Raw genomic sequence first — 12,673 nt, forward strand, 5'->3', positions numbered from 1 at the left:
GCCATGAAACTCGCTACCCTCCGCACCAGTTTTGGCACCTGCGCTATCCGTATTGACGGCCCCAACGTGGGCACCGAGCTGGATTATGAGGACGTAGGAGAACTGCTCGCCAGCCCCGATTGGCACAAAGCTGCGCAGCTCTCCGGTGAGCCCGTGGTTTTCGACGATGCCGATCTCGCCCCCGTCATCCCTAACCCAGGAAAGATCATCTGTGTCGGCGTTAACTACGCCAAGCATGCCCGTGAGATGGGCCGCGAGCTGCCTACACAGCCCACGCTCTTCATCAAGTTCCCGGAGGCTCTGACCGGGCCCTTCGACGATGTCTATGTGCCGGACTATGCCACGAAGAAGCTGGACTATGAAGGAGAGCTCGCCGTGGTCATTGGGCGCCGTGCGCACCGCATTCCGGTAGCGGAGGCACTCGGGCACGTGGCTGGCTATGCCATCATGAATGACTACACTTTGCGCGATTATCAGCGTGCCACCACGCAGTTCCACGCCGGCAAATCCTTCTACCGCACCGCCGGCTTCGGGCCATGGTTAACCACCGCTGATGAATGGGCCCCGGGCAAGGCCGCGCGACTGGTCACGACCGTCGATGGTGAAGTCCGACAGGACGATAACACCGATGACCTCATCTTCTCCGTGGCCGAGCTCATCGCCTTCTGTTCCTCCCTCTACCCCCTGAATCCAGGCGATGTTATTGCCACCGGCACCCCGGAAGGCGTGGGCTTCGCGCGCGGTGAGGAAGCACTGCTTGGCGACGGCTCCCGCACCCGCATCAGCATCGAAGGGCTCGGGGCAATTGAGAACACCACGCGCTTCGGCGAACCGCCCGCTGCCGGGGGCTGCGGCGAAGGCTGTACCTGTCACGGCCGTTAATATTCAGCCGCATCCAGGATCTTCAGCGAAACCTGACAGGCTTCGTTAGGGTGGGGCACCACACGTGCCCGACCGACCAAGAAGGATGAGCCTCAATGACTCTTCGTTCCCGCTTCACCGCCGCCGGCCTTGCACTCTGCACCAGTACCGCGCTGGTTGCCTGTTCTTCGGATAAAGAGGCCGATCCCGCCCCGACGCCGACTCCCGCGACTGTGGAAACCGTGACGGAAACAGCCGTTGCAACTGGCGCGGACCAGGGCGATGATGATGACGACGATGACCGCGATGACGACGCCCAACAGCCTGCAGCCACGGCTGCTGCCAGGGACGCCGGAAATGCAGAGAATTCTGGGAAGCTCACCGGTGATGAAGCATTCGAGAAAGCTTTATCCCACGCCGGTGTTGATGCCCAGACCGTCACAGAAAAAGAGGTCGACTACGACGATGGTGACGACGGCAAGGGCCCACACTGGGAGATTGAATTCAAGGCTAATGGCCAGGAACATGAACTCGACGTCGACGCCGCCAGCGGCGCGGTGACGCAACACGAGGTTGACTAAATACCTGCCAATTCGCCCCGCCTACCTAACTCTCGCGGTTAGGTATTTACCCAGCTAAGCGGTAAATTTAGAGGTATGAGTTCACAGTCTAAGAAGTCTGCCACCAAGCCGCCGAAGCTAGACAAGCAAGCCTATGAGGACGAGCTCAAGCGCCTCCAAGCAGAGCTCGTCGAGATGCAGCAGTGGGTCGTTGAGACCGGCGCCCGCGTGGTCATCATCATGGAGGGCCGCGACGCCGCCGGCAAGGGTTCCGCCATCAAGCGCATTACGCAATCCCTGAACCCGCGTACCTGCCGCATCGAGGCGCTGCCGAAGCCCACCGACCGTGAGGCGGGCCAGTGGTATTTCCAGCGCTACATTGAGAAGCTGCCCACCGCCGGCGAGATCGTCATCTTCGACCGTTCCTGGTACAACCGCGCCGGCGTGGAGCGTGTCATGGGCTTCTGTTCCCAGCAAGAATACGTGCGCTTCCTCCACCAGGCTCCGCTGCTGGAGCACATGCTCATCGAGGATGGCGTCATCCTTCTTAAGTACTGGTTCTCCGTTTCTGATGAGGAGCAGCTCGCACGCTTTAAGTCCCGCCGCAACGATCCGCTGCGCCGCTGGAAGCTCTCCCCCATGGACTTGCAGTCCATTACCCGTTGGGAAGACTACTCACGTGCCAAGGATGAAATGTTCGTCCACACCGATACCCCGTCCTCCCCGTGGTACACCGTGGAATCCGAGGACAAGAAGCGCTCGCGCATCAACGTGATCAACCACATCCTCAAGATGGTTCCGTACCAGCACGTAGAGCAGGATGTCCCTGAGATTCCAGATCGCCCCGAGCTCGAGGCCGAATACGTACGCCCGCCGCGCAATGAGTTTGCCTACGTCCCGGATGTCGCCGCCGATTTGGAGCGTGCCAAGGTCAACGGCGACGGCAAGAAGCAGGGCAAGAAAAAGAAGTCCAAGAAGGACAAAAAGAAGAAGTAGTACTTTCTGCATGTACTACCATGGCCGTCTATGAGCTTTTCCCGCACCGCGCGCGCCTTCCTGTCCTCGGTGCGTTTGGGAGACGCGCTGCTCGCAGGAGTCGCGGGGCTCGTAGCGGCCTTTTATTGTGCATTGGCGTTTTCCTCTGCCGGAACAGTAGAGGTTATCCAATCTCTCTTGTCGCTGCTATTCATACCGTTCTTCCTTGTGTGGCGCTCGAAGCCAGCCCTAAGCGCGGCAGGCTTTTTAGTTCTTCTTTCAGCCTGGGCAGTCACGTGGATGATCCAGCTTCCTGCCAATAACGGCTTGCCGCCTTGGGCATTAACCGCCCCGATGGCCGTGTACACCACCTCGCGGTACATCACCCAGAGGCTGATTCCGCGGGTGGTTCTGTTCATCACCGTGATCGGTACCTTCATCTCCCCCTTCATGTGGCGGATCGATGCTGAGTCCTATCTTCTCCGCTATGAGGTGGACACCCACTTCCTCGCTATGGTTGTGGCTCACTGGGCAGTACTGGGAAGCACATACTTTATTGCTGCCCGCTATTTCGACCGTGATCGCCAACGAGAAGTACTGGCCCGCGAGCGCTTCCACCAGGCACAAGAAGAAGAACGCCTCCTCATTGCACGGGAACTTCACGATGTCCTTGCCCATTCCCTCACCCTGATTAAGGTTCAGGCTAATGCAGGCATCGTTGCAGCGACTGCGGACTCCGGCGCGGCTGAAGAAGCACTTCTTTCGATCCGCGATAATGCGGATACCGCCTTGGGCGAGGTTCGCGGCATAGTCGCTGCCTTGCGCTCACCCGGCCCCACGACTCTAGAGCCTGCTCAACAACTTGAGCACATCGAAGGGATCCTCGAAGGCTTCCGCGCTGCAGGGCTAAAGGTGGACGCCAACCTCCCGACTGAATACGCCGTGCCATCGTTGGTGCAGATGGCTCTGGTGCGCATTATCACGGAAGGATTGACGAATGCGCTGCGCCATCAGGGCGTCGGCACGCACGTCTTCGTTGAGCTTGTACTTGATGACGCCGCCACGCTCACCCTCACCTCCATCAATCCTCATCCCACGCCAAGCAACGTCGCGGGCAGCGGCGTGGGCTTAGTCGGAGTTTCGGAACGAGCCCGTTCGCTCGGCGGTCGCCTCGACTATTCCGGCGATGCTCATTCCTTTTCCTTGCACGCACAGATACCGATGAAGGAGACCAAGGATGCAACCCAGCAGCTCTAGAATCCGCGTCTTATTGGCCGATGATCAAGCAATGCTGCTCTCAGCACTGGCTACCATCCTCACTGCGCAAGAAGACATCGAGGTCGCGGCAACCGCTGCCACGGGGGCGGACGCCGTGACAGCAGCGCTGAGCCACCACATTGATGTGGCGATCCTCGACATTCGCATGCCCGGTATGGACGGCATTGCAGCGGCTCAGGCCATACTCGAGCGAAAGCCCGAGTGCCGCATCATCATGCTCACCACATTCAATGATGAAGAGCTCGTGGCGCGATCCATCTCCGCTGGCGCCCACGGTTTCCTGCTGAAGGATGCCGACCCAGAGGTTCTTGTGACCGCCGTACGCAACGTGGCGCAAGGAGAATCGGTACTGGCCGCCGAGGTAACCGGCCCAGTGCTAGAGGCTTATCGCTCAGCGCTGACACGCGATACCCTCAGCGCCCAGGAACGCCAAGGACTCAGCCTCGTAACGCGCCGCGAGATGGAAGTGCTTTCACTCATCGCGCGTGGTGCTACAAATGCGGAGATAGCCGCCGACATGGTCATCGCAGAAACCACGGTGAAAACTCACGTCTCCGCGCTCATGTCTAAACTCGCCGCACGTGACCGAGTGGCCCTCGTTCTCTTAGCGCAGCGTGCTGGGGTTGCCTAAGCTCCTACCACGGTAGGAGGTCTGCTCGCTGAAGACCATCATGCAGGCGGATTCCTTCATGATGCGCCCCGGCGATACTGCATTCTATGAATTGCGATATCTCTTTTGAGCACATCTCGAAATCTTTCGGTCGGCAACGAGTCCTCGATGATGTTTCCTTCCACATCTCCCCTGGCCGCGTGCATGCGCTCCTCGGGCGCAACGGGGCAGGAAAATCAACAATCTTCTCCATCCTCTTAGGCCTCCTGCCTCCTGACTCGGGCTCCATCAGCGTGGCGGGCCAACCTTGGAACCGCAATGTGCTTCGCCGCATTGGTGCCTCAGTGAACGGGCCAGCCTTTTATGGTCATCTGTCTGCCGCGGCGAATCTTCGCGTTCACGCTCGACTTCTGGGGCTTCCCGACTCTGAGATTGACCGGGTTCTCTCCATCGCTGGGCTCAGCGGCGTTGGCTCCAAGAAGGCGAAATCCTTTTCCACTGGTATGAAGGCCCGCCTAGCGTTAGCGCAAGCTCTCCTCGGCGATCCAGAGGTTCTTGTTCTTGATGAGCCCCAGAATGGCCTCGATCCCCAAGGAATCATGGAATTGCGAGAGCTACTACAACAACTAGCCGCGGCTGGGCACACCGTTATCGTCAGCTCCCACCAGCTTGGAGAGGTACTGCACCTTGCCCATGACATCACCGTCTTGGCCGAGGGCACGATTCGCTATTCCGGTTCCTTGCAGGAACTAGCTCCACGTGGTCAGTTGGAGGAAGAATTCTTCCGACTTACCTCACCGAGCCACCCCTCCCAAGCGCCTACCAACCGGGAAGGAGAGTCACGTGCCTAAGCACACTACTGCCCCTCGCCCGAGTTACCTTTCAGCAGAACTACTGCGCAGCCGTGGAAGCGCCTTACAGTGGTTGCCTTTGCTGGCGCTACCGCTGGTCATCATGACAATCATTTTCTCCTCAATGGCCTCAGCACGCACTGATGCCACGGGCGTCTTGGCTTGGCAATCCTTGTTTGTTACCGGCATGTATTCCCCTCTTACTGGGCTGTTCGCTGCCATTCCAGAACGCCGCGAGACCATCACTCGCAGCGGCGGAACGCAATGGAGAAACCTCAACCCGCGTCTCGAGAATGCTGCCCGCTTTATCGTTGTCATTGTCAGCCTTGCGGTCTTCCATATTCTGAACTTTGGTGTTTCTTGGTTCGTTGTCGCTGCCCAGGGGCGGGAGAATCATGAGCTTATCCTCGTAGCTGGGCTCTACTCCTTCCTTGGCGCGCTTGGCATTGCCGGGCTTTCCGCCGCCTGTGCCCGCCGACTGGGCTTCGGCTTAACGCTGGTAGCCGCGGCCCTATGGCAAATAATCAGCATCCTTCCGTGCACTGTCGAATCAGGCAGGTGGTGGGCCTTTCCCCCAGCATGGCCGCAACGATTGCTTCTGCGCGCATTGCGTATTCACCAGAACTCGGTGCCTCTTGAACCACACGACCCACTTCTCACCAGCAGTCCACTACCGGCTTTCATATTGTGCGTCATCCTCGCCGTTCTCGGAGCATTAGCCGCGGTCTACACGCCGCGACGATACCGGCCAATGTTCTCGCTGCGACACCGTTTCGCGCGTTCCACAACGGCCCAGACTGATGCCGACGTTGCTAATACCACCATGGAAGAAGCCCAAGTATGGCAGCCAACGAGCCACCCCCGTGCGGCGGCACAGTCCTCGCTGTGGTCCACGTTGCTAGGACTCCACCGTGCAGCTTTTAGCCCAGCGGTGTTCTCTTGCTTGATGCTCAGCATTCTGGCGCTAGGCTTTGTCGCCCTGCAATATCCCGCTAACTACGTCGAAGGTTTCTTTCACTACTTTCTGCTTCCGGTCGGCGCAGGTATCTTGCCGGTCCTCGTTTGGCCCCGTGTAGCTGATTCATGGCCGTTGGTCCATATGGAAACACGGTTCGGCACATCCGGGATTCTCCTCTGGTTCCTGTGTGTCATCCTGGCGGTATGCGCTGCCGCATACCTGGCCAGTGCGCTCGCAGGTGGTGATGGCGCTGCACAGTTTTCCGCTTTGCCCCTTGCGGTTGGGGTGGGCTATGTCATCGCAGCTGTATCACTCATTCTGGTGATTCGCTTCGGCACTGTGAGCGCTATCGCTCTCACAATCATAGGGACGATTGTCTCCGTCACCTTGGGCGGCGATGTCTTGGCTGATACCGGTCTGTGGGTACTCGCCTTCCCCGCCTGGCCTTTGGTTGCGCACTCACCTTTGCGCTATGCCGTCGCTGTGGTGTTGGCCGCAGTGCTCGGGGTGGCCGCGACATTGCGCGCACGACATTTACTCCATACTCGAGCGCTGTCTTCCCGCTAAAACTGACCAATCTGACGAAAACAGTCTAGATTTTTCGATCTCGGCCCCTACTTTTGGCAGATCGGGCAGTTGTGGGCGTGAAGCATCCTGGCAATGCTAGGTCGCAAGCCGGGCAGGACCCTAAAACAGCACTACCGCCCGCGCCATGCAGCACGGGCGGTAGCAGTGTTTTAGCGTTTAGAGCTCAGAAACATCAACGCGCTTCGGGTAGACCACCGGGCGAGCGCCGGCGATTTCCTCGACGATGCGGATGACCTGGTTGGAGTAGCCGAACTCGTTGTCGTACCACACGTAGAGCACGAGGTGCTTGCCGGAGGAGATGGTGGCGAGGCCATCGACGACACCAGCGTGGGTAGAGCCCACGAAGTCAGAAGACACAACCTCCGGGGAGGCGATGTAGGAGATCTGCTGGCGCAGGTCGGAATGCAGGGAGACGTTGCGCAGGAAGTCGTTGACCTCGTCGCGGTCAGCTTCCTTCTCCAGCTCGAGGTTGAGCACGGCCATGGAAACGTCCGGGGTGGGAACGCGGATGGCGTTACCGGTGAGCTTGCCCTCAAACTCCGGCAGAGCCTTGGACACGGCCTTGGCTGCACCGGTCTCCGTGAGCACCATGTTCAGGCCGGCTGCGCGGCCGCGGCGGTCACCCTTGTGGAAGTTATCAATGAGGTTCTGGTCATTGGTGAAGGAGTGCGCGGTCTCCACGTGGCCGTGAACCACGCCGTAGCGGTCGTTGATAACCTTGAGCACCGGGGTGATGCCGTTGGTGGTGCAGGATGCGGCGGAGAGAATCTGGTCGGAATCCTCGATGTCACCGTGGTTGATGCCGTAGACGATGTTCTTCAGGTCGCCCTTGCCCGGAGCGGTGAGCAGCACGCGAGCCACGCCCTTGGACTGCAGGTGCTGGGACAGGCCCTCGCGGTCGCGCCACACACCGGTGTTGTCCACGACGATGGCGTTGTCGATGCCGTACTGGGTGTAGTCGATCTCCGCCGGGTCGTTAGCGTAAATCATCTGAATCTTGGTGCCGTTGGCCCAGATGACCTCGTTCTCCTCGTCGACGGCGATGGTGCCGTTGAAGGCACCGTGGACGGAGTCGCGGCGCAAGAGGGAGGCGCGCTTGAAGATGTCCATGTCACCCTTCTTGCGCACGACGATGGCGCGCAGGCGCACGCCGCCGTAAGCAGCCTCGCGGGCGATGAGGATGCGGGCTAGCAGACGGCCGATGCGACCGAATCCGTAGAGGACGACGTCGGTGGATTCCTTATCCACAGCAGCGCCGACGAGATCCACGAGGGTCTCCTCGAGGTAGTTGCGCAGGTTATCGGAGCCGGACTCCTGGAAGCCAGTGGCCAGGCGGCCCAAGTCGATGGAAGCGGTGCCCAGGTTCATCGAGCACAGTTCCTTGAGGATGGGCAGGGTCTCTGCGGTGGAAAGCTCACGCTCAGCGATGCGGCGGGCGTAGCGGTGTGCCTTGATGATGTCGATATCGGTCACACCGATGAGCAGGCGGCCGTAGATAGAGGTGACAACGTTGTTATTGCGGTGCAGCTGGTGGATGAGCGGGATCATCTCTTGGGCCAGCTCCAGGCGCTCGTTCCAATCCTCGTGCCCAATGTGCGCGTTCGAAGTCACGTGCTTTGTATCCTTTACTCGTCAAAAAGGGTGTAAAACTATGTCCATCCGTAAATATTAACCCTTATTCATGCCCGTTTGGGTGTAGTTGAGCGAGGATCTCCGCCACACTACCCCCGCGAAGTTTCATTACATCGACACCTACGAGGCAATAGTCCACGTCGGCGTCGAGCTGCGCACGACGCGGTTTCAGCAACGCGTTGAGATAGGGGTAGACCAAAGGCAGGTCCGGGTGTGCCCGTGTGTAGGCGGTCTCCAGCCCGCGGGCGTAGCGCCCGGAGAACGCGCGGGTCGACACCGTCCTGCCGCCACGGCGCAGAAGGTCACGGTTGTGCTCACTCGTTCCGGCTTCTTCGGACAGCAAGAAGGCAGAGCCACAGTTGACTGCCTCTACCCCCGGCCACGCCAGGGCCTCGGCGACATCCTCCCGAGTTCGCAGCCCACCCGCGGCAATGAGCGGAAGGTCCGTGACCTGATGGACCGCCGCGACAAGTTCTTTAAGCGGGCGTTGGTCGGGTTCCGCACTCGGGTCCCACACTCCGCGGTGCCCGCCGGCCTCAGGCCCCTGCACGCACAACACATCGACGCCTCGCGCGGTGGCAGTCTGCGCCTCCTCGGGGGTGGTGACCGTGGTCCACGCCTCTGCCCCAGCGGCATGGATGCGCGCGACTTCTTCCTCGTTAAAGACGCCGAACATCGACCAGAGCACCGCTGCCCCACCCTCCAGCGCTGCGTCGAGCTTGTCCTGCCAGCCGAAGTTTAGGGGGACGTCGCCAAGCACGGCGTCCTCTTCCGCGGCGAGGGACCGTGCAGCTGCGAGCTCCGTTTCAGTCAGCGCGCGCTGCGGGTGAAAGATATTGACCCCGAATCGCGTGCCCGCACACGCAGCGATGGCCTCCCGCGCGGCGTCTACTGAAGAGCTCCCCAGGCCCAGCGCGCCAAAAGAACCGGCGGACTCAGCGGCGGCAACCAGTTCAGGCGTGGTGGGCCCACCGGCCATCGGGGCAGGGAGGACGGGACAGGGGATAGCCTCAAGAAGTTGACTCATGGTCCCCCAGCCTAAAGAAAATCCATCAAGGGAGTTGTTGTGTCCGCCATCCGTGACTTTTTCACCCGCCTCTTTGGCAGCGCTGAGGCTGCGCCGAAGAAGACGAAAAAGGCAGTCAACCCTGGACTAAGTCCAGCCGATTTAAGCGCTAAGTGGCTCATCGTAGGCTTAGGCAATCCCGGCGCGAAATACGCCGCGACCCGTCACAATGTGGGGTACATGGCGGTGGATGATCTCCTCGCCGAAGCTGGCGACATGCTTGAACCCGTCACCGGGCACCAGCTCAGCGCCGCACAGCTCGAGCTCGGGGGCACGAAGGTCGTGGCTTTGCGTTCACACACCTACATGAATCTCTCCGGCGATCCCATCGCACCCTTGGCCGCGCAGCTGGGGGTTGCGGCAGAAAACATCATCGTCATCCATGACGAGCTCGACCTACCCGCCGGCAAGGTGCGCATTAAAAAGGGCGGCAACGAGAATGGCCATAACGGCTTGAAGTCGCTGAGCGAGCGCTTGGGCACGCGCGATTACCTGCGTGTGCGCGTGGGTATCGGGCGCCCGCCCAAGGGTGGCTCCATCCCGGACTGGGTGCTCGCGCCTGTCGACGCCAGCGCTGAGCTCGATTCCACCATCGCCACCGCCGCCGAGGCCGCCCGCCTCATCGTGACAGAGGGACTCAGCAAGGCCCAGCAGGAGATCCATTCCCGGGCGAAATAAACCCCGGCGCAGCGGCGCTCAACGCCCTACACTGTCCAAGTATGAGCCGCGCGAGCAAGAACCTGCCTTCTAGTCATGACCCTCGAACAATTGTCATTACCGGTGCTTCGAGCGGGGTGGGCGCGGCCGCTGCCCGCATCCTTCACCAGCGCCGCCCGCAGGATTCGCTCGTGCTCGTGGGCCGGAACCCGGAAAAGACGCAGGCCGTAGCCGAAGAAATTGGTGCGGCCTTTCACGTGGCCAACTACGAGTCTTTGGGCCAAGTTCGCCGTCTCGCGGAAGAGCTAAGCCAGTACTCGCAGATCGATGCCTTGGGCAATAACGCCGGCGGCATGTTCGACGGCCCCTTCGCCACCGCCGATGGCTTCGAGCGCACGTGGCAGATCAACGTTGTGGCGCCTTTTCTTCTGACCTCTTTATTGCGCGATACCCTGCGGGCCAGCGATGCCACCGTGGTGCAGACCGCCTCTTTGGCCAACGTCCTGTATTCCGCTTTCGATCCCGGTGACCCAAACACCTTTGAAAAATTCACCGCGGAGCGCGCTTACGGCAACGCCAAGTTGGGCGATATTCTTCTGACCTGCTACCTCGACTCGCATGGTCTGACCTCCGTGGCCTTCCACCCGGGCATTTTGAATACTGGCTTCGGGCATAACTCAACGAGTAGGACAAGCAAGCTCTATTCGACCACTGCGGCTCAATACGTCTTAGGCAAGGCGGACAAGGGCGGGGAGAACTTGGCCTACTTCCTCAGCGGCACCCCAGGCATCCATTTCGAATCCGGCGAGTACTACAACCAGAAGCGCAAGCCAGGCCTGCAGCGGCCGATTGCGAAGAAGCTCTCCGTGGCCCGGCGCGTCTTTGATGATCTGGGCCGCCAGCTCAATGTGGAGTGGTAGCAGCCAGCGGCTAAACTAGCCCGCATGAGTATTGCCTCCGAAGCTTCCCGCCGCCGCACATTCGCCGTCATCGCCCACCCGGATGCTGGTAAGTCCACGCTAACGGAGGCGCTGGCGCTGCATGCGCACGTCATCAACGAAGCTGGCGCGGTGCATGGCAAGGGCAACCGCAAGTCCACGGTCTCTGACTGGATGGAGATGGAGAAGGAGCGCGGCATTTCCGTGGCCTCCTCGGCCCTGCAGTTCGAGTACGCGCCCGAGGGTCACGAGGGCGAGCCCTACATGATCAACTTGGTGGACACCCCGGGCCACGCGGACTTTTCGGAGGATACCTACCGCGTGCTCACGGCGGTGGACGCCGCCGTCATGCTTATCGACGCCGCCAAGGGCCTCGAGCCCCAGACCCTCAAGCTGTTTCGAGTGTGTAAGGCCCGCGGCCTGCCTATCATCACGGTGATCAACAAGTGGGACCGCGTGGGCCGGGAGCCGCTGGAGCTTGTCGACGAAATCGTCAACGAAATCCAGCTGCAGCCCACCCCGCTGTACTGGCCGGTGGGTATTGCCGGCGACTTCCGCGGCTTGGCCCACATCAACGATGACGGCGAGGCCGACGAGTACGTGCACTTCCTGCGCACCGCCGGTGGTTCCACCATCGCCCCGGAGGAGCACTACGCGCCTGAGGATGCAGCCGCGAAGGAAGAGGACGCCTGGGAGACGGCTGTGGAGGAAGCAGAGCTGCTGGCAGCCGACGGCGCCCTGCACGACCAAGAGCTCTTCGAGCAGTGCGTGACTTCCCCGCTCATCTTCGCCTCCGCGATGCTGAACTTCGGCGTGCACCAGATTCTGGATACGCTGTGCGCCATCGCCCCGGCTCCGCGCTCGCGTGAGTCGGATCCGCAGGCCATCGAGGCCGCTACCTCCGCCATCGATGAGGTACGTGAGGTCACCGATGACTTCGCGGGCGTCATCTTCAAGGTGCAGGCGGGCATGGACCGCAAGCACCGCGATAACTTGGCCTTCATGCGCGTGGTCTCGGGTGAGTTTGAGCGCGGCATGCAGGTCAACCACGCACAGTCTGGGCGCAGCTTCTCCACTAAGTACGCCCTGACGGTCTTTGGCCGCACGCGTGACACCGTGGATACGGCTTACCCGGGTGACATTGTGGGCTTGATCAATGCCGGTTCCTTGGCACCGGGTGACACGATTTACACGGGCAAGAAGGTACAGTTCCAGCCCATGCCGCAGTTCGCGCCTGAGGCTTTCCGCATCCTGCGCGCGAAGTCTTTGGGCGATTACAAAGCCTTCCGCAAGGGCTTGGACCAGCTGGCTGCGGAAGGCGTGGTCCAGATTCTGCGCAACGATACGCGTGGCGATGCCGCCCCGGTCATGGCCGCGGTGGGCCCCATGCAGTTCGAGGTCATGCAGGCTCGCATGGAGGTCGAATACAACGTGGAGACCATCACCGAGCCCATCCCCTACTCGGTGGCGCGGCGCACGGACGCCGAGTCTGCGCCCGAGCTGGGCCGTCAGCGCGGCGTGGAGATCTTCACCCGCACCGATGGCGAACTCATCGCTCTGTTTGGTGATAAGTGGAAGCTGGCCTTCATTGAGAAGGAGCACCCGGAACTGACCATCGAAACACTCGTGGCGGACTAGTTTTCGCGCCCTTGTCGGGTGACCCACCTCACGGTACGATTGGCCAGAAATCCGTACACCC

12 protein-coding genes are annotated in these 12,673 nt (G+C 60.7%); 10 read left to right on the forward strand and 2 right to left on the reverse strand.

The annotated features are described in order from the left end of the window. Nucleotides 1-3 precede the first annotated feature (3 nt). The 7 genes from HMPREF2978_RS12075 (at nucleotide 4) to HMPREF2978_RS12105 (ending at nucleotide 6,660) form a co-directional block, all read left to right on the forward strand. Nucleotides 4-882 carry a fumarylacetoacetate hydrolase family protein gene (locus HMPREF2978_RS12075; protein WP_070529224.1) on the forward strand — a complete coding sequence of 293 codons (879 nt, stop codon included), beginning with the start codon at nucleotides 4-6 and terminating at the stop codon, nucleotides 880-882. A 95-nt stretch (nucleotides 883-977) separates the two neighbouring features. After that, nucleotides 978-1,442, forward strand: coding sequence for a PepSY domain-containing protein (locus HMPREF2978_RS12080; protein WP_246818779.1), 465 nt, complete (start codon nucleotides 978-980; stop codon nucleotides 1,440-1,442). 75 nt (nucleotides 1,443-1,517) lie between these two features. Further along, nucleotides 1,518-2,417, forward strand: coding sequence for a polyphosphate kinase 2 (ppk2, locus tag HMPREF2978_RS12085; protein ID WP_070745722.1), 900 nt, complete (start codon nucleotides 1,518-1,520; stop codon nucleotides 2,415-2,417). 30 nt (nucleotides 2,418-2,447) lie between these two features. After that, complete coding sequence (locus tag HMPREF2978_RS12090; RefSeq protein WP_070529228.1) at nucleotides 2,448-3,653, forward strand: sensor histidine kinase; 1,206 nt, start codon at nucleotides 2,448-2,450, stop codon at nucleotides 3,651-3,653. After that, the gene (locus HMPREF2978_RS12095) at nucleotides 3,634-4,305 is read left to right on the forward strand and encodes a response regulator (protein WP_070515891.1); all 672 of its coding nucleotides are present in this window, start codon (nucleotides 3,634-3,636) and stop codon (nucleotides 4,303-4,305) included. The genes HMPREF2978_RS12090 and HMPREF2978_RS12095 overlap by 20 nt, the downstream gene beginning before the upstream one ends. A gap of 86 nt (nucleotides 4,306-4,391) precedes the next feature. Further along, nucleotides 4,392-5,135 carry an ATP-binding cassette domain-containing protein gene (locus HMPREF2978_RS12100; protein WP_070515892.1) on the forward strand — a complete coding sequence of 248 codons (744 nt, stop codon included), beginning with the start codon at nucleotides 4,392-4,394 and terminating at the stop codon, nucleotides 5,133-5,135. Next, nucleotides 5,128-6,660 carry an ABC-2 family transporter permease gene (locus HMPREF2978_RS12105; protein WP_070515894.1) on the forward strand — a complete coding sequence of 511 codons (1,533 nt, stop codon included), beginning with the start codon at nucleotides 5,128-5,130 and terminating at the stop codon, nucleotides 6,658-6,660. The genes HMPREF2978_RS12100 and HMPREF2978_RS12105 overlap by 8 nt, the downstream gene beginning before the upstream one ends. A 177-nt stretch (nucleotides 6,661-6,837) precedes the next feature. Here the strand turns inward: HMPREF2978_RS12105 and HMPREF2978_RS12110 are convergent, their stop codons facing one another. Both HMPREF2978_RS12110 and HMPREF2978_RS12115 read right to left on the reverse strand, forming a co-directional pair. Continuing rightward, nucleotides 6,838-8,292: a glyceraldehyde-3-phosphate dehydrogenase gene (locus tag HMPREF2978_RS12110; protein WP_070529231.1), complete on the reverse strand. Its 1,455-nt coding sequence runs from the start codon at nucleotides 8,290-8,292 to the stop codon at nucleotides 6,838-6,840. A 64-nt stretch (nucleotides 8,293-8,356) separates the two neighbouring features. Continuing rightward, complete coding sequence (locus HMPREF2978_RS12115; protein ID WP_070745724.1) at nucleotides 8,357-9,340, reverse strand: nitronate monooxygenase; 984 nt, start codon at nucleotides 9,338-9,340, stop codon at nucleotides 8,357-8,359. 39 nt (nucleotides 9,341-9,379) lie between these two features. On the opposite strand from HMPREF2978_RS12115, the gene pth reads away from it, so the two are divergent. Genes pth through HMPREF2978_RS12130 form a run of 3 tightly spaced genes read left to right on the forward strand, consistent with a single transcriptional unit; the run spans nucleotide 9,380 to nucleotide 12,612 of the window. Further along, on the forward strand, nucleotides 9,380-10,057 hold the full coding sequence (gene pth / locus HMPREF2978_RS12120; protein ID WP_070529233.1) for an aminoacyl-tRNA hydrolase: 678 nt from the start codon (nucleotides 9,380-9,382) through the stop codon (nucleotides 10,055-10,057). A 41-nt stretch (nucleotides 10,058-10,098) separates the two neighbouring features. After that, a complete protein-coding gene (locus tag HMPREF2978_RS12125; protein ID WP_070529235.1) occupies nucleotides 10,099-10,956 on the forward strand; it encodes an SDR family NAD(P)-dependent oxidoreductase in 858 nt (285 codons plus the stop codon). A 24-nt stretch (nucleotides 10,957-10,980) separates the two neighbouring features. Then, nucleotides 10,981-12,612 (forward strand): peptide chain release factor 3, encoded by a 1,632-nt coding sequence (locus tag HMPREF2978_RS12130; protein WP_070745726.1) that lies wholly within the window; start codon nucleotides 10,981-10,983, stop codon nucleotides 12,610-12,612. Nucleotides 12,613-12,673 lie beyond the last annotated feature (61 nt).

This window comes from Corynebacterium sp. HMSC074C01 (assembly GCF_001814605.1).
In the GTDB taxonomy this organism is placed as follows: Bacteria; Actinomycetota; Actinomycetes; order Mycobacteriales; family Mycobacteriaceae; genus Corynebacterium.